The sequence below is a fragment of the Dokdonella sp. genome (assembly GCF_049593775.1).
GTDB lineage: Bacteria > Pseudomonadota > Gammaproteobacteria > Xanthomonadales > Rhodanobacteraceae > Dokdonella.
In genome coordinates, this window is record NZ_JBAWHJ010000047.1 from 1 (window position 1) to 23,233 (window position 23,233).

The 23,233-nt window shown below is 59.6% G+C and carries 25 protein-coding genes; 4 read left to right on the forward strand and 21 right to left on the reverse strand.

Features of this window, described 5'->3' with window-relative positions:
• From WBP53_RS01675 to WBP53_RS01720, 10 genes are all read right to left on the reverse strand, one after another.
• Positions 1-797, reverse strand: a 797-nt coding sequence (locus WBP53_RS01675) for a PIG-L deacetylase family protein (protein ID WP_423925284.1), incomplete at its 3' end; no start/stop codon positions are given.
• Positions 798-887: 90 nt separating this feature from the next.
• Positions 888-2,171, reverse strand: coding sequence for a glutamate-5-semialdehyde dehydrogenase (locus WBP53_RS01680; protein ID WP_423925286.1), 1,284 nt, complete (start codon positions 2,169-2,171; stop codon positions 888-890).
• Between the two features lie 77 nt (positions 2,172-2,248).
• Positions 2,249-3,400, reverse strand: a complete 1,152-nt coding sequence (gene proB, locus WBP53_RS01685; RefSeq protein ID WP_423925288.1) for a glutamate 5-kinase — start codon at positions 3,398-3,400, stop codon at positions 2,249-2,251.
• A gap of 55 nt (positions 3,401-3,455) precedes the next feature.
• Entirely contained in the window at positions 3,456-4,748 is a 1,293-nt protein-coding gene (locus WBP53_RS01690) for an argininosuccinate lyase (RefSeq protein ID WP_423925290.1), read from the reverse strand.
• Positions 4,745-5,719: an N-acetyl-gamma-glutamyl-phosphate reductase gene (gene argC, locus WBP53_RS01695; protein ID WP_423925292.1), complete on the reverse strand. Its 975-nt coding sequence runs from the start codon at positions 5,717-5,719 to the stop codon at positions 4,745-4,747. The genes WBP53_RS01690 and argC overlap by 4 nt, the downstream gene beginning before the upstream one ends.
• The gene (locus WBP53_RS01700) at positions 5,716-7,053 is read right to left on the reverse strand and encodes an acetylglutamate kinase (protein ID WP_423925294.1); all 1,338 of its coding nucleotides are present in this window, start codon (positions 7,051-7,053) and stop codon (positions 5,716-5,718) included. The genes argC and WBP53_RS01700 overlap by 4 nt, the downstream gene beginning before the upstream one ends.
• Positions 7,046-8,137 (reverse strand): acetylornithine deacetylase, encoded by a 1,092-nt coding sequence (locus WBP53_RS01705; RefSeq protein WP_423925296.1) that lies wholly within the window; start codon positions 8,135-8,137, stop codon positions 7,046-7,048. Before WBP53_RS01705 ends, WBP53_RS01700 begins: the two co-directional genes overlap by 8 nt.
• Complete coding sequence (locus WBP53_RS01710; protein ID WP_423925298.1) at positions 8,134-9,381, reverse strand: argininosuccinate synthase; 1,248 nt, start codon at positions 9,379-9,381, stop codon at positions 8,134-8,136. The genes WBP53_RS01705 and WBP53_RS01710 overlap by 4 nt, the downstream gene beginning before the upstream one ends.
• 59 nt (positions 9,382-9,440) lie before the next feature.
• Positions 9,441-10,466: an N-acetylornithine carbamoyltransferase gene (locus tag WBP53_RS01715; RefSeq protein WP_423925300.1), complete on the reverse strand. Its 1,026-nt coding sequence runs from the start codon at positions 10,464-10,466 to the stop codon at positions 9,441-9,443.
• A gap of 299 nt (positions 10,467-10,765) precedes the next feature.
• On the reverse strand, positions 10,766-11,308 hold the full coding sequence (locus WBP53_RS01720) for a glycine zipper 2TM domain-containing protein (protein ID WP_423925302.1): 543 nt from the start codon (positions 11,306-11,308) through the stop codon (positions 10,766-10,768).
• A gap of 224 nt (positions 11,309-11,532) precedes the next feature.
• Here WBP53_RS01720 and cysS point away from each other — a divergent pair, with 224 nt between their 5' ends.
• The 4 genes from cysS (at position 11,533) to WBP53_RS01740 (ending at position 15,381) form a co-directional block, all read left to right on the forward strand.
• Positions 11,533-12,936, forward strand: a complete 1,404-nt coding sequence (gene cysS, locus WBP53_RS01725; RefSeq protein WP_423925304.1) for a cysteine--tRNA ligase — start codon at positions 11,533-11,535, stop codon at positions 12,934-12,936.
• A gap of 109 nt (positions 12,937-13,045) precedes the next feature.
• A complete protein-coding gene (locus WBP53_RS01730; RefSeq protein ID WP_423925330.1) occupies positions 13,046-13,483 on the forward strand; it encodes a SufE family protein in 438 nt (145 codons plus the stop codon).
• A 216-nt stretch (positions 13,484-13,699) separates the two neighbouring features.
• On the forward strand, positions 13,700-14,839 hold the full coding sequence (locus tag WBP53_RS01735; protein ID WP_423925306.1) for a glycosyltransferase family 4 protein: 1,140 nt from the start codon (positions 13,700-13,702) through the stop codon (positions 14,837-14,839).
• A complete protein-coding gene (locus tag WBP53_RS01740; RefSeq protein ID WP_423925308.1) occupies positions 14,836-15,381 on the forward strand; it encodes a phosphatase PAP2 family protein in 546 nt (181 codons plus the stop codon). Before WBP53_RS01735 ends, WBP53_RS01740 begins: the two co-directional genes overlap by 4 nt.
• 78 nt (positions 15,382-15,459) lie before the next feature.
• Here WBP53_RS01740 and WBP53_RS01745 read toward each other — a convergent pair whose 3' ends face one another.
• From WBP53_RS01745 to rpsE, 11 genes are all read right to left on the reverse strand, one after another.
• Positions 15,460-16,845, reverse strand: a complete 1,386-nt coding sequence (locus WBP53_RS01745) for a class II 3-deoxy-7-phosphoheptulonate synthase (RefSeq protein ID WP_423925310.1) — start codon at positions 16,843-16,845, stop codon at positions 15,460-15,462.
• A gap of 60 nt (positions 16,846-16,905) precedes the next feature.
• A complete protein-coding gene (locus tag WBP53_RS01750; RefSeq protein ID WP_423925312.1) occupies positions 16,906-17,400 on the reverse strand; it encodes a disulfide bond formation protein B in 495 nt (164 codons plus the stop codon).
• A 157-nt stretch (positions 17,401-17,557) separates the two neighbouring features.
• On the reverse strand, positions 17,558-17,944 hold the full coding sequence (gene rplQ, locus WBP53_RS01755) for a 50S ribosomal protein L17 (RefSeq protein WP_423925314.1): 387 nt from the start codon (positions 17,942-17,944) through the stop codon (positions 17,558-17,560).
• Positions 17,945-18,173: 229 nt separating this feature from the next.
• Positions 18,174-19,172 (reverse strand): DNA-directed RNA polymerase subunit alpha, encoded by a 999-nt coding sequence (locus WBP53_RS01760; protein ID WP_423925316.1) that lies wholly within the window; start codon positions 19,170-19,172, stop codon positions 18,174-18,176.
• Between the two features lie 29 nt (positions 19,173-19,201).
• Complete coding sequence (gene rpsD, locus WBP53_RS01765) at positions 19,202-19,828, reverse strand: 30S ribosomal protein S4 (RefSeq protein ID WP_423925317.1); 627 nt, start codon at positions 19,826-19,828, stop codon at positions 19,202-19,204.
• 11 nt (positions 19,829-19,839) lie between these two features.
• On the reverse strand, positions 19,840-20,229 hold the full coding sequence (gene rpsK, locus WBP53_RS01770; RefSeq protein ID WP_092406434.1) for a 30S ribosomal protein S11: 390 nt from the start codon (positions 20,227-20,229) through the stop codon (positions 19,840-19,842).
• 18 nt (positions 20,230-20,247) lie between these two features.
• Complete coding sequence (gene rpsM / locus WBP53_RS01775; protein WP_423925320.1) at positions 20,248-20,604, reverse strand: 30S ribosomal protein S13; 357 nt, start codon at positions 20,602-20,604, stop codon at positions 20,248-20,250.
• 135 nt (positions 20,605-20,739) lie between these two features.
• Positions 20,740-22,053 carry a preprotein translocase subunit SecY gene (gene secY, locus WBP53_RS01780; protein WP_423925322.1) on the reverse strand — a complete coding sequence of 438 codons (1,314 nt, stop codon included), beginning with the start codon at positions 22,051-22,053 and terminating at the stop codon, positions 20,740-20,742.
• 2 nt (positions 22,054-22,055) lie between these two features.
• Positions 22,056-22,490, reverse strand: coding sequence for a 50S ribosomal protein L15 (gene rplO / locus WBP53_RS01785; RefSeq protein WP_423925324.1), 435 nt, complete (start codon positions 22,488-22,490; stop codon positions 22,056-22,058).
• Positions 22,491-22,518: 28 nt separating this feature from the next.
• Positions 22,519-22,716 (reverse strand): 50S ribosomal protein L30, encoded by a 198-nt coding sequence (gene rpmD, locus WBP53_RS01790; RefSeq protein ID WP_423925326.1) that lies wholly within the window; start codon positions 22,714-22,716, stop codon positions 22,519-22,521.
• The gene (gene rpsE / locus WBP53_RS01795) at positions 22,709-23,218 is read right to left on the reverse strand and encodes a 30S ribosomal protein S5 (RefSeq protein WP_423925328.1); all 510 of its coding nucleotides are present in this window, start codon (positions 23,216-23,218) and stop codon (positions 22,709-22,711) included. The genes rpmD and rpsE overlap by 8 nt, the downstream gene beginning before the upstream one ends.
• Positions 23,219-23,233 lie beyond the last annotated feature (15 nt).

The window sequence follows — 23,233 nt, forward strand, 5'->3', positions numbered from 1 at the left end:
ATACGCTGAATTTCGGTACCTGTTCTGGCAATCAGGAATACCGCATGCCGCTGCAGCCGGATACGGAGCGGACTGATCTGCCATTGCCAGGCCAGTGGTACCGGATCAGTGCCTCCAGCCCTTTCCAACCCCGCAGACTCGAACCATTCACGACGCTTGCACAAACGGGTCATGCGCTTCCCACTCAAAGCCAACTGGCTTGTGTGAGCCTGCAGCGCGTGGAGCTTGCGGTCGGCATACGCATCGTTGACAGGCACGGCAAGGCCATGAACATCCGGCAACGAGCCGTGGACGACAAAATCGAGTCGCGGAATTCTCGCGAACGGACCTGATGACAAGGCAATATCCAGCATCGTGCCCAGCGCGTTGTGATCAGGATGCAAGTCGGACAGCGAAGGCGCGACCAGGACAGTGGGTGCGAAATCGAGGATCTCCCCGGCCAGTTGATCCGTAGCTGTCGAGCCATGCATGAGCAGTGCGGAAAGCCCCTGATCCGGCCATCCGTAGTAGCGCGTTTCCTGCTCCGCAACGCCTAGTCGGGCGAGCGCCATCGCGACTTCGCCACGGCGCCGTGCGCCCCAGCGTTTGCGCGCAGACGCATCGATACGCAAGCGCTTTTCGATCCAGCGCTGTGGCCACGGGTTGTTGTCGCCATCGGTCGCGATAACGACTCGCAATTTCGACCCGGCCGCCAGCGCCATCTGGATCAAACCTCCTGTGGCCAGCGTTTCGTCGTCCGGATGTGGGACAACCACCAGTAATCGCGATTTGTCGTCCAGATCGGGGGCTCGGGTCATTGCGCGTCGACTAGCAAGAGGGAGTTGCGGCGAACCTGTCATTCGCACACCTGCGGAGACTAACAGCCCGCGGCATGATCGATGGATCAATCACGGCTGTCCGGACGCGTCCTCGCTGAAGCGTGGGTGCCTGACCTGACCACTCCCATGCAATACGTAGCGCTCGATGGTCAGTGCCTCGATGCCCATGGGGCCGTATGAATGCAGTCGCGTCGTCGAGATTCCGATTTCCGCACCGAGGCCGAGTTCGCCGCCATCGCTGAACCGCGACGACGCATTGACCATGACGACGGCGGAGCGCAATGCCGCCACGAACCTTTCAGCGGCTTGCTCGTCTTCGGTCACGATCACTTCGGTGTGATCGGAACTGTACTGGCGGATGTGCGTGAGCGCAGCATCGAGATCGTCCACGACGCGAATCGCGATAATCAGATCAAGATACTCGGCCGCGAAATCCTCATCGGTGGCTGCGGGGATGTCCGCAAGTATGGAGCGTGTGCGCTCGCACCCACGCATCTCGACGTTGCGTGCGGCAAGCGCCGCCGCGGCACGCGGAAGGAAGGTGGCGGCCACGTCAGCGTGTACGAGCAGCGTTTCCAGCGCGTTGCAGGCGCTGGGCCGGCTGGCCTTGCCATCGATCAGCAGATCAAGCGCCAGATCGAGATTCGCGGCCTTGTCGACGAAAAGGTGGCAGACGCCCTTGTAGTGCTTGATCACTGGCACGCGCGCATGCTCGGCGACAAAGCGGATCAGGCCTTCGCCGCCGCGCGGGATGGCCAAGTCGATGATGTCGTTGAGCTGCAACAACTCGACCATGGCTTCGCGGCGCAGGTCCTCGACAAGAATCAGGGCTGCGGCCGGCACACCGGCCTCGCTGAGACATTGCTTGAGCAGGTTGTCCAGTGCACGGTTGGAATTGATAGCCTCGGAACCACCACGCAGGATCACGCCGTTGCCAGCCTTCAGGCAAAGCGCGGCAGCATCGACGGTGACGTTGGGCCTCGCCTCGTAAATCATTGCGATGACACCGAGGGGAACGCGCACTCGCTCCACGACGATGCCGTTCGGCCGCGTATCACGATGGGTAACCTGACCGACCGGATCAGCCAGACCGGCAACTTCGCGCAGACCGCGCGTAATGCCCGCGACGCGATCCGCATCGAGGCGTAGCCGATCGAGCATTGCCGGGGCGATACCTCGCTCGCCGGCGTTGCGCATGTCCAGCGCGTTGGCCTCAAGAATCGACGAAAGGTTCGCCTCGATCCGTTCGGCCATCGCGATCAGCAGGTCATGCTTGGCCTGGGAGGAAAGCGCGGCGACAGCCTGTGCAGCTTCACGGCACTGCAGTGCCGCGGATTTCATGTCATTCGTCATGGTCTTGGGCCTGTAGAAAAAAGAAGGTTGCCCCGGCATGCCAGCCGGCGCTTGCGATGCATTGCGCGAGGCAGGTATCAGCCGGTCACCATGTCATCGCGGTGAACGACGCTTTCGCCATAGTGATAGCCGAGCACGGCATCGATATCTCGCGTGTGGCGACGGGCGATGCGGCGAATGTCGACCGCGGAATACTGGGTAAGGCCACGCCCTACGCGGCGCTCCCCGCCTTCTATGCAGCAGATGATTTCAACCATGTCACCACGGGCGAATTCACCGAGTGCGCCGACAATCCCGAGTGGCAGCAAGGACGCGCCCTTGGCTTTGAGCGCGCGCGCCGCGCCTTCATCAATAAGGATTGCGCCTGGTACCAGCGGCACGTGACGCAACCAGTACTTGCGCGCGGCAAGTCGCTTCTTGGTAGAACGCAGGCGGGTGCCTCGCAGGCGTCCCTCGCCGAGCAAGCGGACCGTCTCCGCATTGGTGCCGTTGAACAGGATCGTTTCAATGCCGGCGTTGGCCGCCTTTGTCGCCGCCTCGAGCTTGGTCACCATGCCGCCCGTGCCTGACGTTGAACCGGCTCCTCCCGCCATGTCCATGGATTCCTGGCTTACACCGGTCAATTCGAGAATTGGTTCGGCATCGGCATCCACGCGCGGATTGCCCGTGTACAAGCCATCGATGTCGGTGGCAATCAGCAACAAGTCCGCGTCGGCGAGTGCGGCAACAATGGCGGCGAGATTGTCGTTGTCGCCAAGGCGCAGCTCGTCAACCGCAACTGTATCGTTTTCGTTGACGATGGGCAGCGCGCCCACCCGGAGCAATTCAAGCAGGGTCATGCGGGCCTTGAGGTAACGCCGACGATTGCGCAGGTCATCATGGGTCAACAGGACCTGAGCCACAGGACGCTCGAACAGGCGCTGCCAAAGCCCGATCATCTGCACCTGGCCAAGGGCCGCGAGGGCCTGACGCTCGGCCATTGCCTGACCCAGGCCTGGCTGCTTCAAGACCAGAGTGCGGCCCGCCGCCACTGCACCGGAAGACACGATGACGACTTCGCGGCCGGCTGCGTGGCTCGCAGCGACGAAGCGCGCCAGCCTAAGCACATGATCAGGATCGAGTCCGGTGCCATCGGCCGCGAGCAGACTGCTGCCAACTTTCAGGACAGCACGCCGCCAGGTGGGCAAGGGCTGTTCTGTGAATTGATGGGCAGATGCAATTTTTTTCATTGGTTGTTTCCGTATTCCAAGGCATGACCGCCATCAAGGGAGGGGGCGCCGATAATTACTGCAAGCCAGAAAGTCGATCACGCAACGCGTCAAGACACATGTTCGACCCCGAACCCGGAGAGGTGCGTGCAGCGAGACTGGATTCAGGATTGCGCCCGTCGCCTGCCTGGTTGCCGCTTTCCGCCGCAGCGCGATAGGCCTCCCGGAACGGCACGCCGGCCACCGCCGCCTCGATCGCAACATCGGTCGCGTACATCGACGGCTCGATCGCCGATCGCATCTTCTCTGCATTCCATCCAAAATTCGTCAACAGGTCCGGCAGCAAGGCGAGTGCACCAAGGCCGCGATGAAAACCATGTACCAGCGATCCCTTGCTGGATTGAAGATCGCGCTGGTAGCCAGTCGGCAGGGAAAGCAACTGCTCGATCTCGGTGCGCGCCGCAGCCACACTGGCATGACTCGCACGCATCAGCTCGATGACATCCGGGTTGCGCTTGTTCGGCATGATCGAGCTGCCCGTAGTGTATTGCGTTGGCAAGCTGACGAAATCGAACTCCGTAGTAGTGAACAGCGACAGGTCCCAGGCCAGGCGACGCAAGTCGAGCGTCGCGGCACCCAGTGCATCAAGCGCCGCCATCTCGAACTTTCCGCGCGACAACTGCGTGTAGATTGGACTGACCTGCATGCGCGCGAATCCCAGCTTGCGTGTCGTGAATTCGCGATCAAGGCCCAGGTTGACGCCGTATCCAGCTGCCGTGCCTAGCGGATTGGCATCTATCAGTGCGAAAGTCTGACGTGCCCGCCAGGCGTTGTCGATGAACGCCTCCGCAAAAGCTGCAAACCACATCGCCGTAGAGGAAACAACGGCACGCTGGAGATGCGTATAGCCAGGCATCGGCAAGACATCACTTTCTGCGCGATGGATGCAGATGTTTGCGACCGCCGTACAAATGGAGGAGAGGTTCATCAGCCTCGACTTCAGCCAGAGCCTTGTCGCGACCAGTACCTGATCGTTTCGACTGCGGCCCGTATGGACCTTGCGCCCGGTGTCTCCCAATCGCTCGATCAGCCGCGCCTCGATAGCCGAATGCCCATCTTCGAAGCGCTCGTCGAGCACGAAGTCGCCGCTCTTGAAATCCTCGCCAAGCTGGTCAAGCTCGCTGATCAGATCACCGGCCTCGGCCTTGCTGAGAAGTCCTATCCTGGCGAGGCCCTCCACATGTGCTGCACTTGCCTCGATGTCGAAAAGAAAGAATTCCCGATCCAGGACAACGTCGTCGCCAGCGAGAAAGCGCATGATGCGCTGATCGGTCTTGACACCGGATTTCTGCCAAAGCAGGTCGCTCACTGCGCATTCTCCAGCGTTGCCGATGCGAGTGGAATCCCACTCGTTTCGTTGAATCCGAACGCGATATTGATGTTCTGCATCGCCTGGGTCGCCGCGCCCTTGAGAAGGTTGTCGAGCGTCGCGACGACGACGACGCGCTTGCCGCCAGGGGCCAAAGCAAATCCGCCAACCTCCGCATGGTGCTTGCCGGCTATGCGACTGACCCAGGGCGCATCATCGACCACATGCACCAACGGCTCGTCGGCATAAAACTGACGATAGCGCGACATGATGTCATCCAACTTCATTGCGTTTCGCAGCCACAGATTCACCGTCATCGTGATGCCGCGGAAATGCGGCGCCACGTGCGGCATGAACTCGACCGGGATGCCGAGCTGGCGCGAGACCTCGCGTTCATGCACATGTCCAACCAGTGAATACGGCATCAGGTTGTCACGCAGCTGGTCCACGTCGTTCTTGTCTGACGGCGTCGTACCCGCCCCCGAATAGCCGGACACTCCGAAACACTGCGGCGGGCCAGCCAGCACCTCGACCAGCGGGGCAATGGCAAGCTGCATCGCGGTGGCGTAGCAACCCGGATTACTGATCCTGATCTGTCTGGCATAGCGCGCACGCGAAAGCTCAGGCAGTCCGTAGTACCAGTCCCCGTCGCTGCGGTAATCGGCAGACAAATCCAGGATCAGCGTGTTCCTGGCTTGCGCGTTGATCGCATCCACGTAGATGCCCGCAGCACCATTCGGCAAAGCCAGCACGATCGCATCGGCGCCCTTGCCGGCGACCGCGTCGGCATCAAGCGATTCGTAGCGGAGTTCACCGTGGTAAGCATCAACATGGCCAGCCACGCCCTGCCCGTCCAGTTCGCGCGATGACACAAAGGCCAGCTCGAGCGACGGATGTACGGCAACCAGACGGATCAGTTCCGCGCCCGTGTATCCGCGCGCGCCAACAATGCCAATTCTCTTCATCATCATCCTGCCGATTCCAGTGGCGCAGCCAGAGTCGCGACACGGGAGCTACTCAACGCCACGCAACGCTCGATTTCCGTGAATGCAGTGATGCCATACCAGAACACTTTCCAGTTCTCCATCCTGTAGCACCCGTCCGACTCCGCGTAGTAAAACGGATTGACCGGGTTGCCGTGACGCGAGCGCCAGAACAGGCGCGGATTTTCATCACGCATCACCTGCCAGACCGCGCGGCCAAGGCCTTCGCCCTGGGCATCATCGAGTACCGCAAACTTGTCGAGGTAGGTGAACCCACCATCCTCCACAAGTATGAGCGCAACACGATAGTTCTCGCTGACATACGCACGAAACAATGTCGTTCGTTCGAAATAGTCATCAACGAGCCTGCGCGAAAAACTTGATTCAATCAGGCTGCGCAACCGAGGCAAGTCGAACTCACCCCATGACGCAACCGTGAGCACCTTCTCGCCTCGACGTATCAGGGTTCCAGAGCCCTTGTGGGTAAACAATTCCTTGGCAAGCTCGGCCGGCTTGGTGATCGACACCGACGAAGTCAGCGGCAGGCGGTCGAGCAGGTCCTTGATCTGCTCGATCTTCACGCGCATGCCCGAATGCAACCATGGTTGCGTCAGCAGGTGATCGTACTCCGTCGAAAGGTTGATCGAATCAATGACATGGTCGTCACCATCCAGCAATCCGCCGGTTCCGGTCAGGAAGATGATCTTGTACGGCTGCAGAACCTGCACCAGTTCGTTTGCGGCGAAATCCGCATTGATATTGAGGATCTGACCGCCTGCCGTCTCGCCGGTACTGGCAATGACCGGTATCGATCCCGCATGCAGGCTTGCCTCGATCGGAGCAAGGTTCACCCCCGTGATTCGACCGACCAGACCCAGTTCGTCGCGATCCAGGTAGTCCGCCTCGAACACACCACCGCTGATCGATGTCGCGCGCGTATCGCCTTCCTGGAGCGCCTCGACGAGCTTGAGATTCTGCGCCTGGAAGACGCGCCGCACGATGGCCAGGGCTTCCGGCGACGTCACGCGCAGGCCATTGACCGTCTTCTTCGCGATACCGGCAGCAGCGAGCTCCGCGTCGAGCTGCGGTCCCGCTCCGTGCACGACAATCGGAGTCAATCCGACTTCCTGCAGGAACGCCAACGACGAAGTCAACGCATCCAGGTCGTCGCGAAGCACCGCACCGCCGACCTTGACCACGGCGAAACGCTTGGCGTCGATTTGCGAGAAGCGCTTGAGGTACTGGGATATTTCCTTCGCGCTGGCCATGCTGGAGAGCAGACGAACGATAGTCTGCCGGGTTTGCCGTGTCGCACTATTCATGGATGATCCTGCGGACTGTTTCGGCATAGGCTGTCAGTTGGTCGAAGCCGACCCATTCGTCGGCAGCATGTGCCTGGGCGATGTCTCCCGGACCATAAACGAGTGCGGTGTAGCCGGCCTGGGAGAACAGCGAGGCCTCTGTCCAGAAGTCAACCGCATTTCCAATCGGAAGCTCAAGCGCATCGGCGATGTCGCGAGCAGCCAATCTGCGTGATTCGGCATCGGCGATAGCGCCGGAGGGAAGACTCGGGCCGCGAAAGGTCTCTGTGAATTCTGCAGGATCGGGATCTGCGAAGCCGCGGAATGTCGTCAGTAGGCGTTCGACATCTGTCGATGGCAATGGCCTGAAACCAAAGCGCAATTCAGCGCCCGGCGCAATCATGTTTGCCTTGATTCCTCCCTCGATGCGACCGATGTTGAAACGCAAGCCGGTCAGTCCGCCAAACCGTTCGTGCGCACAGGAATCAACATGGGCAAGCGCAAGACCGCCCCAGCGAATGGCCTGGTGCAAAGCGCTGTCGGCCGGCGATTGTTGCCCCGAAGCATGTCCGGCTGTTCCAGCGAATCGCATCAGCACCGAGCTGATGCCGCGGTGAGCGAGCACGGCTTCGGACTGTGTCGGCTCGGCGACCAGCACGGCCTCGTATGGAACCTCGCGCGCGAGGAACGCGGCGATGCAACGCGGATCATTTGCTTCCTCGTCGGAGGAAAACAGGAAAGCCGCATCGCCCTGGGTAGTGTTCGCCGCAGCGACCAGTGCTGCCGCCGCACCCTTGATGTCACACGCACCCAGGCCGATTGCCCTGTCGGCGGTAGCACGCAACTCGAACGGATTTGCCGACCAGTGGGGCGAGTCCGGAACGGTATCCAGATGCACATTGAACAGGTATTTTGGCTTGCCGCGGACGGCATGCAGGCTTACCGCACCCGCGCCGTGATCGGTGACGCTCACTTCGAAGCCTGGCAAATTTTGACGCAGGTAGCCGAAGATGCCACCCGTATCGATCGCTCGCGGTGGATTGCGCGTATCGAATGCAACCAGCGCGCGCAGATGCGTGAGTGTCGATGCAAGCGGCTCGCTCACGAACCCTGCTCCCGATTTACCTCGGCCCACAGGGTCGAACTCATGCCATAAAGTCGTATGAAGCCCTCGGCTTCGGCGACGCCCCAGTCTGCCGACTGCGCGTAGGTTGCTCCCTTGGCATTGAGCATATGCGGCGACACTACTGTTATCGCCTGCACGATGCCGCCCTGGGTCTCGAGGGTGACTTCGCCATTGACGCAACGCTGGCTGGAGTCGAGAAACGCTTCGAGATCAGCCTTGAGCGGGTCGTGAAAGAAACCTTCGTAGACGAGTTCGACCCACTGCTTCGCCACGCCTGGCTTGAACCGGTTCTGTGCCTTCGAGAGCACAGCCTCTTCGAGCGCACGATGCGCTGAGAGCAAGCTGAACAGGCCGGGCGCCTCATAGATGATCCTGCCCTTGAGCCCGATCGTCGTGTCGCCGGTGTACATCCCGCGACCCACGCCGTAGGGGGCGAACAGTTCGTTCAACCTGGCCAGCAGCAGGTGGCCAGGCAAAGGCTCATCGTTGAGTTTCACGGCTTCGCCGTTCCTGAATGTCAACTTCACCCTCAACGCACTCGTTGGCCATTCCGAGCGCGGTGCGCACCACCCGCGTGCACCCTCGCCTGGCGCTTCCCAACGATCGATCTCGCCACCGGACATGGTCAATCCGAGCAGGTTCTCGTTGATCGTGTAGGCTTTTTGCTTCGCGCGGACTTCGAAACCCCGATCCTCGAGATACTTCTGCTCATACGCACGAACTTCGGCATGTTCCTTCTGGATCTCGCGGATCGGCGCGATGATTCCGTAGTCGCCAAGTGCCTTGACAGTGAGATCGAATCGCACTTGATCATTGCCCATGCCGGTACATCCGTGGGCGACGAGCCGCGTTCCCAACTCGTCTGCCCGCTTCAGGGCGGCCTCCACGATCAGATACCGATCAGAAACCAGAAGTGGATATTGCCCCTGGTAGCCCTCACCCGCCCAGATGAACGGCTTCACGAATCCATCCCAGATCGCCGGGCCGCCATCCACTGTCACATGACTGGCCGCGCCGAGTTCTGCTGCACGCGCCTCGATAAACGCACGTTCGTCATCATCGACGCCGCCGGTATCCGCGAATACGGTATGCACGGCATAGCCGCGCTCCTGCAGGTACGGGATGCAGAAGCTCGTGTCGAGCCCCCCTGAAAACGCAAGGACAACGTCCTTGCTTTCGGGGCTGAGGAGTGGGGAATGGGGGGTTGAAGAAGCAGTCGACATACGGAATTCCTGGTTCTACCTGGGTTGAGGGAGTGTGAGGCTTGCGATTCAGCTTTCAGCTATTCCCCATTCTCCATTCCCGGCTGCACTAGTGCGGCCATCACGGCCTTCTGCACATGCAGGCGGTTCTCGGCTTCGTCGATGGCGATACACGCTGGTGAATCCATTACCGCATCCGTGGCCTTGACGTTGCGCCGCAGCGGCAGGCAATGGCTGAACAGGGCCTTGTTGGTCAGGGCCATCTTGGCTTCGTCGACGATGAAGTGCTGGTGTGCATCGCGGATCGGTTTCTCCTGTTCCCAGCGACCGAAATACGGTATTGCACCCCAGCTCTTTGCGTACACAACATCGGCATCCCGGTAGGCGCTTTCGACGTCATGACTGATACCAAGGCTGCCTCCGTTCTCACTGGCATTCTGCTGCGCAAATTCCATGTAGCGAGGATCGAGCAGATACTCGTCGGTCGGACACAGCAAGGTCACGTCCATGCCGTAGCGCGTTGCAATCAGCAGGGCGGAGTTGGCCACGGCGGTGTTCAGCGGTTTCGGGTGGTACGTCCACGTCAGCACATACTTGCGGCGTCGAAGATCCGTGCCCAGGTGCTGCTGCAAGGCCATGATGTGGGCCAATTCCTGACAGGGGTGGGTAATCGTTTCCATGTTGATTACCGGCACAGTCGAATACCGTGCGAAGGACCGAATGACGTGATCCTCCCGGTCGACGCTCCAGTCCTGGAACTTTGGAAACGCACGTACGCCGATCAGGTCGACATATCGGCTGAGTACCCGTGCGACCTCGGCGATGTGCTCTTCAGTATCTCCATCCATGACCGAACCGATCTCGAACTCGATCGGCCATGCATCCTTTCCAGGGGCCAGCACGATGGCTTTGCCGCCCAGCTGATGAGCACCCAACTCGAAGCTGGTACGCGTCCGCATCGACGGGTTGAAGAACAACAACGCGATCGACTTCCCCTGCAGTGCAGTGCCGATTCTGGATTTCTGGAAGTTCCTCGCCTCGTCCAGCAGTGCATCGAGGCGATCACGAGGCCAGTCCTGGGTGTTCAGGAAATGCAGTGTGTTCACGTAGAGTCCTTGTGGCAAAACAAAAAAACCCGGCACGATGGCCGGGTTTTCGTCGAAAATCGTATTGCGCGCGAAAGCTACCCGGCCGGATTGAAGGTCACCGGTCGACGCGCACGAGAAGTCATGCCAGAAGCCATGCGGGCGCTGGTCAAAATCTGGATCGTGGCAATTGCGCTGTTCATCATGGTCGAGACGTTACCGGCAATTCTGCCGCAGTGCAACAGAAACGGCGTCAGAAGCGCTCTGGCTGAACCCGACTCATGGGTAGCCGGGCCGTGCGCACGGGCACGGAAGGCGTACTACTCTGCCGGAGCGACGCTGACCCGGACCCGCATGCGCTCGCCCGGGTCGTAGTCCAGCTGGGACATGAAGACATCTCCCCGATAGCGGTACTGGACGTCATAGCCCACGATGCGGCGCTCTGTGTAGACCTCATTCACCGTCTGGCAGCGTGTTTCGGTCTGCGATCCGTAGGTATCGTCACGCCGCGCCGCGTTGTTGCCCACTGCACCACCGATGACCGCACCAGCGATCGTGGCGGCCTTGCGGCCATCGCCCTTGCCTACCTGATTGCCCAGGGCACCGCCGACAATGGCGCCGAATATGGTGCCTGCCGCGTTGTTTCCCCGGGTATCACGCACGCCCACGTCCTCCTCGTAGCATTCCTGACGAGGGCGACTGGACTGGATGTTGTCGTAGACCGGATCCACGCGAAGTACATCGGCCCAGGCAAGGCGTACGTTTTCGGAGCCGCGATCGCCCTCATAGCCTCGATCCGGTGGCTGCGCCATCGCGTTCATGGCCAGGCCGGCGGCAGCGGCAATCAAGAACCTCTTCAACATCTCACTCTCCAAATCGGGATTGGGCACTCGGACCAGACCTGCTTGGGGTCTGCCTTTTCGGACCGGATCATCGATTCGGCATGCGAAGGCCACGTTGTAGTGAGAATTACAGCACAGGATTACTGAATGCTGACCCAAGGATCAATCCTCGTGGCAGAGGCAATTCGGGTCACGCCAGCGGACTGGTATTATCCCGGGCTGCCCTATTCCAGTACCCGGATGTCATGAATCTGCGCCTGCACAACACCCTCACGCGCCGTGTCGAGGAGTTCATTCCACAGGATCCTACCCGGGTCACCATGTACGTCTGCGGGCCAACCGTTTATGACTACATCCATATAGGCAATGCGCGCCCGGCTGTTGTTTTTGGTCTTCTCGCACGCCTCCTGCGCAGGCGATACGAGAAGGTTGTCTACGCCCGCAACATCACGGACGTTGACGACAAGATCAACGCTGCGGCCAGAGAGGCCGGGGTCCCGATCACGACGATCACGGATCGTTTCGCCAAGGCGTATCACGAAGACATCGCCCGGCTTGGCGTCGATCCACCTGATCTGGTTCCGCACGCCACGGCGCACATGGCCGAAATCATCGACATGTGCGAGCACCTGATCGCCAGCGGCAATGCTTACGTGGCTGAAGGTCACGTCCTGTTCGACGTTGCCAGCTATACCGACTACGGCAAGCTTTCCGGGCGTTCGACTGAGGACATGATCGCCGGGGCGCGCGTGGACGTTGCGCCCTACAAGAAGAACCCGGCTGATTTCGTACTCTGGAAACCTTCCTCCGATGAGCTCCCGGGCTGGTCCAGTCCGTGGGGGCGTGGTCGTCCTGGCTGGCATATCGAATGCTCCGCCATGGCCGCGGCCCATCTTGGCAACACCATCGATATTCATGCTGGTGGAAATGACCTGATGTTTCCTCATCACGAGAACGAACTCGCGCAGAGCACCTGCGCGCATGGCGGCCAGAAATTCGCACGCTACTGGTTGCACAATGGCATGCTGACTTTCGCCGGAAAGAAGATGTCGAAGTCACTGGGCAACGTCATGGTCCTGCATGAATTGCTCGAGATTTACCCCCCGGAAGTACTTCGCTTCCTGTTGCTGCGTGCACACTACCGGCAACCACTGGACTGGTCTGAAAGCACGCTCACCCAGGCCCGTGCAACGCTGGACGGTTGGTATGGCGTCTTGCGCGACCTTGCCGACACACATGTCCGGCAGGACGAGGAAACCATTCCTCCTGCGTTCGAGGAAGCCCTGTGTGACGACATCAACACCCCGGCCGCGTTTGCCGTGCTCGCGGATCTCGCGAACCAGTTGCGCAAGGCGTGCACGGACGATGAGCGCCGCAGGACGAAAGCGGCACTTCTTGGAGCCGGGCGCCTGATAGGCCTGCTTCAGCAGGATCCGGAGGTCTGGTTCAAACAGACAGGAAGCGGTGAATCCATCGACCCTGAGTGGGTCGATGGATTGCTGGATGAACGCATTGCAGCCAGAGCCGCACGCAACTTCACCCGCGCGGATGAAATTCGGGATGCGCTTGCAAGAAAGCACATCGTCATAGAAGACGGCGCCCAGGGAAGTCGCTGGAAGGTGGTCCAGCCAGGCGAAGCGGCTGATTGACAGATATTCTGCAGATGCCGGGACCCGCAAGCTCGGACTGCAGCTTGCAAAGCCCGAATTTGCATTGTTCAGGGGCAACGACAGGAAAGGCATGGAACCGACACAAGACATGGCCACTTCGCAACCAGCCGAGGCCAGCGCGGAACAGGCACAGATTGCGATTGCCGAGGAATTCGGTTTCTTCGGAGACTGGACCGAGCGCTATCAGTACCTGATCGATCTCGGCCGCAAGCTGCCCGAATTTCCGGATGAGTTTCGCACCGACCTTTTCAAGGTCAGTGGCTGTCAGTCACAGGTCTGGCTCCGGGCTTGCGGCGATGCACAGCGCATGGAGTTCCATGCCGCGAGTGATTCGTCCATCGTCTCGGGACTGGTCGCCCTCCTGCTGAGGGTCTACTCCGGTCGGCCAGCACAGGAAATACTGGACACCGAGCCACACTTCATCGAGTCCATAGGCCTGGCCAAACATCTGTCGCCGACACGATCCAATGGACTGGCTTCCATGCTGGCGACGATCAAACAGCACGCTGCCAGCGCGATGGTCTGACCCGCACCGCTGAAGGATTCACTGGCCGTCCAATCCTGCACGGTCTCGCACTCGCTGAATCCTGGCCGCTACATCGGCGCATGCCTGCAAAGCCACAGGATTCGCGATTGCGCGGCCTCGCCAGGCGCGAAAAGCGTCACACCCCTGTCATGCGCGTGAAACGAGCGCTTAAGACACAGGCCTCAGCATGCCCTGCATGGGAAGCAGGAGAGTGTCATGCGGGTAGCAATCGTCACTGAGACATGGCCGCCCGAGGTCAATGGTGTCGCATTGACCGTGCAGTCGCTGGCACGCGGACTTGTCAGGCTCGGCCACGAGGTCGAGGTCATTCGCCCGCGATCACCACAAGATGCCGATCTGTTGTCAGCGAACGAGTTCGATGAACTTCTAGTCGGCGGAGCCGCACTGCCTCGCTACCCCGGCCTGCGATTTGGGCTGCCCTCGCAGTCGCGCCTGCTCCGGCGCTGGCGGAATGCACGTCCGCAGGTCATGTACGTGGCCACCGAGGGACCGCTCGGCCACAGCGCGCTGGCTGCCGGACGCAAGCTCGGGATACCGGCCTGCACAGGATTCCACACGCGCTTCGACGACTTCATCGGCCACTACGGTTTCCCGTGGCTGACACCGCTGGTGTTCGCCGGGATGCGTCGATTTCACAACCGCGCTGCCGCTACTCTCGTACCTACTGCGGAGCTGGCCACATTTCTTGAGAAGAACCGATTCCGGAATGTCCGTGTGCTGCGCCGGGCGGTTGATACCGAACTGTTCCATCCTGCAAGGCGCGATTTACAGCTTCGCGCACGATGGGGGCTTGATCACGACCAGCTCGCGGTGGTGCATGTAGGTCGGCTGGCAGCGGAGAAGAACCTCAATCTGGCCGTACGTGCATTCAGGCAGATCCAGGCCACGCAGCCCGAAGCTCGATTCGTAATTGTCGGCGACGGCCCCGAAAGAGCGCGCATTGCCGAGGCGAACCCCGATTTCATCTTTGCCGGGCTGCGCCGCGGAAAGGATCTGGCGTGTCACTACGCAAGTGGCGATTTGTTTCTCTTTCCGAGTACAACAGAAACTTTCGGCAACGTCACGCTAGAGGCCATGGCAAGCGGCGTGCCTGTAGTCGCATTCGACTACGGTGCCGCCAGAGAACACATTGTCGATCAGCATACCGGCTGCCGTGTCCCACTCGCCAACCAGCACGCATTCATTCACGCTGCCATCGCGCTTGCGGATGATTCGGCGGCGCGCAATCGGATCGGCCACGCCGCTCGTCTGGGCGTATCCGCGCTCAGCCCGGAGTCGGTCAGCACCAGCTTTGCAGACTTGCTGGTCTCGCTTGATCAGGAGAAAGCAGCATGAGCGGCGTTGGTGGTTGGCAAAAATTCGAACTTCGCAGCGGTGAATGGCGACTGTGTCAGGCCTGCAACCGCTGGGTGACGGACCGGGCCGCAGTTCATCTGTTTCGCTGGGTCAGCCGCCTGGGCGACGGCCCGGTCTGGTATGCCCTGATGATGGGTTTGGTCGTGTTCGGTGGTGAGCGAGGATGGATGGCCGCATTGCATATGGCAGCCATCGGATTGGTCGCTGCCAGCATGTATCGCCTGCTCAAGGGCTGGACGCGACGTCCAAGGCCGTTTCGCAGCCATGCCGGCATCGTTGCCCACATTGCACCACTGGACGAGTTCAGCTTCCCGTCCGGGCATACCCTGCATGCCGTCTGTTTCAGCATGGTTGCCACGGCCTGGTATCCATCACTGCTCATGGCGCTATTGCCATTTACCGTGATGATTGCAATTTCCAGGGTCGTTCTCGGCTTGCACTATCCGAGCGACGTCATCGTCGCGGTCATGATCGGGACGGCAATCGCCGGAACCTCGATCTTCCTTGTCTTGCCTGCCTAGGCAGTCAGAACTCGCCAACGCCTACTCGCTGCGGGCTCGGGTTGCGCGACGACATGCACTCGTCCAAAAAACTGCCAATCAGCCCGGCATGACCAGATCGCCCCGCTTGCGCACGATCAACATGGCAAGCTCAAGCGATTGCTCATAGTTGAGACGTGGATCGACCATCGACTTGTAGGCTCGGTTGAGATCATTCTCGGTCAGATCCCGCGCTCCGCCCATGCATTCGGTGACATTCTCGCCGGTAAGCTCGAGATGAACGCCACCCAGGCGCGTGCCTGCCGCCTCGTGAATATCGAATGCCTGGTCAAGTTCATCGCGGATATTCTCGAACCTACGCGTCTTCACGCCGCTACCCAGCGACTCGGTATTCCCATGCATCGGATCGCAACACCAGAGCACCTTCCGGCCTGCCGCCTTGACCGTCTCCAATAGCGGAGGCAAAGCCTTGGCCACGTGTTTTGCGCCCATTCGGTGTATCAGGGTCAATCGACCCGGCTCGTTGTCCGGATCCAGTACATCGATGAGGCGCAAAAGCTGATCGGCTGACGTTGATACGCCCACCTTCACGCCGATTGGATTGCGGATCCCGCGGCAATACTCAACGTGCGCCCCGCCAATGTCAGCCGTGCGCATACCAATCCAGGGAAAGTGCGTGGAAAGATTGAACCAGCCCCAATGACGCGGAACCTGCCGCGTCATCGCCTCTTCGTAGTGCAACAGCAAGGCTTCATGCGACGTATGGAAATCGACTCGCTGGAATTCACCCACCGAGCTGCCTGCCAGCGTCTCCATGAAGCGCAGGGAGTTTCCGATCGACTCGACCATCTGACGATACTCGCCCTGCAATGGCGAATGTTCAACCCAGGCCAGATCCCAGTACTCGGGGTGGTGCAGATCGGCGAATCCGCCATCTATCAAGGCGCGCACGAAATTCATTGTCATCGCTGATCGAGCATGCCCCTTGATCAGGCGCCTGGGATCAGCACGGCGCGCGTCCGCACTGAATGCAGGCGCGTTGACGATGTCACCGCGATAACTCGGCAAAGTGACGCCGTCACGTGTTTCAGTGTCGGTCGAGCGTGGCTTTGCATACTGCCCGGCAAAGCGACCAACACGAACAATGGGGAGCTTGAGTCCATGGGTCAGGACCAGGCTCATCTGCAGCATGACCTTGAGCCGATTGGAAATCAGCGGGGAGGTGCAGTCATCGAAGCTTTCGGCGCAATCGCCTCCCTGAAGCAGGAATCGTCGACCTTCAGCAGCGTCGGCAAGCAAGCCGCGCAAAGCCAGGATTTCCCAGGAGGTCACCAGGGGTGGGAGCTGACCAAGCTGATCCAGCGCAGATCGAAGCTCGTCCTGATCAGCATAGGTTGGTTGCTGCACGGCGGGAAATTTGCGCCACGATGCAGCGCCCCAGTTTTCCGCCTGCCGGACCGCAACCACGTTACGTTTGCGCTTCATTGTCGCCCACCCATGCTGCACTGCGGCATCCATCATGCCACAGCGGACCATGGAGTGAAATCAGGCGCGCCGAAAGCCGGCCCAGAGCGAAATCACGAAAAATCCCGCGAAGCACGCCAGCACCCATCCCGGCATCGATAGACCGAGAAACGTCCAATCGATGACGCCACAGTCCTGATCACGAATGAAAATCGTCTTCAGAAATTTCAGTGAATCGTAGTTCTCCATGGCATACGAGAACGAAGGCGCACACCCCTCAAGTTCCTCGGGAGGCAATTGCTGGAGATAGACATGGCGCCCGGCGATATACGCTCCGCCAAGCGAGAACAATGCGCCGAGCATCCCGTACATGCGCGAACCGACACGCCCCGGGCCGTGGAGGAATCCAATCAAAGCCGTGAGCCCGACCAGGCAAACGAAAACACGCTGAACCATGCACAGCATGCACGGCTGGTATCCCTGCACATGCTCAGCAAATAGCGCATAGCCCATCAGCAACGCGCAAGCGAGCGCTATGAAACCGAATACACGCCGGGATGTTAGAACCATGGCCATGCTTGAACTCCTGTCCTGTCTTTATTGACCCGAATACGGACCTGATTCCGATAGTAGTGGTTCCCCGTTTCCGATGCCTCAATATTTCCTGAGGACAATGCCGGAAACGAAAAAGCCCCGCCAGGGCGGGGCTTTTCTCGACCTGCTTGCAGCGCCATCAATCCTCGGCGGATTCGGCAGCCGCCTGTGGGCGGTCGAGCAACTCTACGTAGGCCATCGGAGCACTATCGCCGACGCGGAATCCGCACTTGAGGATACGCAGATAGCCGCCCTTGCGCTCACGAAAACGTGGGCCAAGTTCGACGAACAGCTTGCCAACAGCCTGCTTGTCACGAAGCCGCGCGAAGGCAAGGCGGCGATTGGCAACGCCATCTGTCTTGGCAAGGGTGATCAGTGGCTCAGCAACGCGACGCAGTTCCTTTGCCTTCGGCAGGGTCGTGCGAATCAGCTCGTGCTTGAACAGAGACGCAGCCATATTCTTGAACATCGCTTCGCGATGACTGCTGGTCCGATTGAGTTTGCGTCCGGATTTCTGGTGGCGCATGGCAAAATTCTCGCTATCTGTTGTTATGAAAAGCCGGCACCTGTGTCCGACTCCCCGCGGTTACCCGCTATTATTTGCCTCAAACAGAGGCATGTCCTTGTTGCAGACCCATCGAAGGAAAGCCTTCTCTGATGAGTGCAGCCATGGATGGCCGTTTCTGCTACTCGGCCAGAGCGCACTTTGTGCTCTGGCCGATATATCAACTACTCAGCGATCACGCACGATCGCATTAACCAAGCTGCATGCCGTGGGCAATACCCGGCGGCGGCCACGATTCAAGCTTCATGCCGAGCGACAAACCACGCTGCCCAAGCACGTCCTTGATTTCCGTCAGCGACTTCTTGCCAAGGTTTGGCGTCTTCAGCAACTCGACTTCGGTCTTCTGAACCAGATCACCGATGTAATAGATGCTCTCTGCCTTCAGGCAGTTGGCCGAACGCACTGTCAGCTCGAGATCGTCGATTGGACGCAGCAGCACCGGGTCAACACCACCCTTGTCAGTTGCTGCATCTGTACTTTCACGACGGGTAAAGTCGCCGAAGATGGAAATCTGGTCCTGCAGGATCTCGGCAGCCTTGCGGACTGCTTCTTCTGCATCAATCGCACCGTTGGTATCAATCTCGAGAACCAGCTTGTCCAGGTCGGTGCGCTGCTCAAGACGAGCACTGTCCACCTGATAGGCGACACGACTAACCGGACAGAACGAGGCATCGAGCTGCAGACGACCAATTGGACGAGCTTCTTCGTCCGGCAGGCGACGCGAGACAGCCGGTTGGTAACCGACACCGCGAACGACCTTCAGACGCATGTTCAGAGCGACATCCTTGGTCAGGTTGCAGATCACGTGGTCGGGATTGATGATCTCGACAGTGTGGTCAACCGTGATATCGGCAGCCGTGACAACACCCTTGCCCTTCTTGCTGAGGCTGAGTGTCGCTTCGTTCTGACCGTCCTGCATGCGGATGGCGACATCCTTGATGTTCAGAAGAACCTCAATGACGTCTTCCTGCAGACCTTCAAGTGTCGTGTACTCGTGCAACACGTTGTCAATTTCTACTTCGACAATCGCGCAGCCAGGAATGGACGACAACAAGACGCGGCGCAGCGCATTGCCAAGGGTATGGCCAAAGCCACGCTCCAGAGGCTCAACCACGACTTTGGCGTGGTTGGCTCCGATACGCTCGACTTGGATGCCGCGGGGACGCAGCACATTGGTGGATCCTGCCATGAACAGGGACTCCGAAAGTTGCGGTGAATTTACTTCGAGTAGAGCTCGATGATCAGGCTCTCGTTTATGTCCGAGGGCAAGTCGGAACGCTCTGGCAGCGACTTGAAAATGCCACTGAACTTCTTTGCGTCCACTTCAACCCAAGTTGGAACCAGATCCATCTCTTGCGAGACGGTGACCGACTCCTGCACACGCAACTGGCTGCGCGCGCTCTCGGTGAGCGAGATCTCGTCGCCTGGCCGGACCTGATAGGAAGGCAGGTTGACGCGCTTGCCGTTTACCGAAACTGCACGGTGGGCGACAAGTTGACGAGCCTGGGCGCGCGTTACCGCGAAACCCATGCGATAGATAACGTTGTCGAGGCGTGTCTCCAACTGGCGCAACAGGTTTTCACCGGTGTTGCCCTTCTGGTTCGAAGCCTTGACGTAGTACTTGTGAAACTGACGCTCAAGCAGACCATAGATGCGCTTGACCTTCTGCTTCTCACGCAGCTGAACGCCGTAGTCCGACAGACGACCCTTGCGGGCAGCGCCATGTTGGCCAGGCTTTTGTTCCAGCTTGCACTTCGAATCGATCGCGCGCGCCGGGCTCTTGAGGCTGAGGTCAGCGCCTTCGCGCCGTGCCAGCTTGCAGGTGGGTCCGATATAACGAGCCATTTCCGTATCCTTTAGACGCGACGCTTCTTCGGCGGACGGCACCCGTTATGCGGGATTGGCGTCACGTCGATGATGTTGGTTACCTTGAAGCCGACATTGTTCAACGAACGAACAGCCGATTCGCGACCGGGGCCTGGGCCCTTGATGCGCACTTCAATCGTCTTCACTCCGTACTCAGCGGCGACACGGGCAGCCTTTTCCGCAGCCACCTGGGCAGCAAACGGCGTGGACTTGCGTGAGCCACGAAATCCGGCACCACCTGCAGTTGCCCAGGAAAGGGCATTGCCTTGGCGATCGGTAATCGTGACGACAGTATTGTTGAAAGATGCCTGCACATGGCAGATGGCGTCAGTCACAACGCGCTTGATCTTCTTCTTCGGCTTGGCGACCGGCTTATTCATGATTCGATCCCGGGCAGATTATTTTCTGATCGCACGACGCGGACCCTTGCGGGTACGTGCATTTGTGCGTGTGCGCTGGCCGCGCATCGGCAACCCGCGACGATGACGCAAACCGCGGTAGCAGCCGAGATCCATCAGTCGCTTGATCGCAATGCCCACTTCGCGGCGCAGATCGCCCTCGACAATGTACTTTGCGATCTCGTGACGGATCTTCTCGACCTCTGCCTCGGTCAGGTCCTTGATTTTGGTCGACGGCGCGACACCCGCGTCCAGACAGACCTTCTTCGACCGCGAGCGGCCGATTCCATAAATGCTTTGCAGCCCGATCGAAGCGTGCTTCTGGACCGGAAGATTGACACCCGCAATGCGCGCCATGTTTGACTCTCTCCGAAAGAACTAAATGCGCAGTGAACTTCGTATTCTATCTGTTATTGAGGGAAACTGGAACCCCTCAACGTCTGCGGCCATCCCCTGCGAAAGGTGGCAGCAGCAGCTTTACCCCGTCTCAGCCTAGCGACCCTTGAGGTTCGCCTTCTTGAGCAGGCTTTCGTACTGATGGGACACCAGATGCGCCTGAATCTGCGCAGTAAAGTCCATCACCACGACGACCACGATCAGCAAGGACGTGCCACCAAAGTAAAACGGCACGTGCCAGGCGTTTCGAAGCAGGTCGGGCACCAGGCAGACGGCCACCAGATACATGGCACCGATACCTGTCAGGCGCGTCATCACGCCGTCGATATAGTCCGCCGTCGCCTTGCCCGGACGGATGCCCGGAATCAGCGCTCCCGACCGTTTCAGGTTGTCGGCGGTTTCCTGCGAGTTGAAGACCAGCGCAGTGTAGAAGAACGCAAAAATCACGATCATCGATGCGTAGATCAGCATGTGCAGAGGCTCGCCCGGACCAAGTGCCGCAGTAAGCGTCTGCAGCCAGCGGATCTCACTGGAGTTGTTGAACCATGCAGCGGCGGTCGCCGGGAACATAATCAGACTCGAAGCAAAGATCGGCGGAATAACGCCTGCCATGTTGATCTTGAGCGGCAGATGCGAGCTCTGATTCATGTAGGCCTTGCCGGCCCCACCCTGCTTTCTCGCGTAGTTCACGGTTATTCGCCGTTGACCACGCTCCATGAAGACCACGAAAGCAGTAACCAGAAGAACGGCAACCAGCACCATCATCAGTTTCAGCCAGGTCAGCTCACCGCTGTTGGCCATGCCGAGGGTATGCACGACAGCAGTCGGCAATCCAGCCACGATACCGGCGAAAATGATCAGCGAAATACCATTGCCAATGCCACGCTCGGTAATCTGTTCGCCCAGCCACATCAGGAACAAGGTGCCTGCGGTCAGGCCGACCACGGTTCCGAAGACGAAGCTCGGGCCTGGCGCATAAACAACGCCCGCCTGTGTCTGCAGCATCGTGGCAACGCCAAACGACTGGAACATTGAAAGCCCGACGGTTCCCCAGCGCGTGTACATGGTCAGCTTGCGCCGACCCGACTCGCCTTCCTTCTTCAGCGCTTGCCAGGCCGGTACGACCGAACTGAACAACTGCACGACAATGGATGCAGAGATGTAGGGAATAACGCCCAGCGCAAACAGCGAGAAGCGACTCAGCGCACCACCCGAGAACATGTTGAACATGTCGATCAGGCCGCCGCTGTTGGAAATCAGTCGAGCCATCGCATCGGGATTAACACCCGGAACAGGGATGAAGGAACCGAGACGGAACACGATCAAGGCGCCCATGACGAACAACAAGCGCTGCTTGAGCTCGGTTAGCTTGCCGAGAGATGCCAATCCGCTGGACTTCGATGCTGCCACGACTACTCCACGCTTCCGCCAGCAGCCTCGATCGCGGCGCGAGCGCCGGCCGTGACAGCCACACCACGCAACTTGATCGCCTTGGTCACTTCGCCTTTCTTGACGATCTTCGCGCGGGTAGCGCGAGTCTCAGTCAGGCCAGCAGCCTTGAGCGCGTCGAAATCGACAACATCAACATCGAGCTTGTCGAGCTGATAGAGCAGCACTTCGCAAATGTCCATGGACATTTTGGAGCGGAAACCGACCTTTGGCAGACGGCGCTGCAAGGGCATCTGTCCGCCTTCGAAACCAGCCTTGACCTTGCCTTTGCCGGAACGTGCAAACTGTCCCTTGTGACCGCGGCCGCAAGTCTTGCCGAGGCCGGATCCGATGCCGCGACCAACGCGCACGCCTTCTTTGCGAGCGCCGGCTGCCGGCTTGAGTGTATTGAGACGCATGGAATCGACTCCTGATTCTGCGGGACGCTTAAGCGTCTGTTTCGACGCGGACAAGGTAGCTGACCTGATTGATCAGGCCACGTACCGACGGCGAATCCTTCAGTACGCGCACATCATTGAGCTTGCGCAGGCCAAGGGCCTTCACACTCAGTCGATGGCGCCCCTGACAACCATTGGGGCTCTTGACCAGGCGCACGCGCACGGTCTGGATCTTTTCGTTAGCCATTGCCCATCACCTCTTCGAGCGTCTTGCCACGCTTGGATGCGATGCCCTGGGGCGTCGCCATGGCCTGCAGACCATTGATGGTTGCACGGACCAGATTGATTGGATTGCGTGATCCCACAGCCTTGGCCAGGACGTTCTTGACGCCGACCACTTCCAGAACAGCGCGCATGGCACCACCGGCAATCACGCCAGTACCTTCGGACGCCGGCTGCATGTAGACACGAGCCGCGCCATGGTTTGCCTTCACGGCGTGCCACAGCGTTCCTTCCTTGAGCTCCACACGGATCATGTTCTTGCGAGCACGCTCCATTGCCTTCTGGATTGCGATTGGCACTTCACGCGCCTTTCCGTAGCCGAAGCCGACACGACCTTCACCATCACCAACCACGGTCAGGGCGGTAAAGCTCATCTGGCGGCCACCCTTGACGGTCTTGGCCACACGATTCACTGCGATCAACTTCTCGAGGAGGCCGTCGCTGGTCTCACGATCATTGCTAGACATGTTTCACCTTTGTGC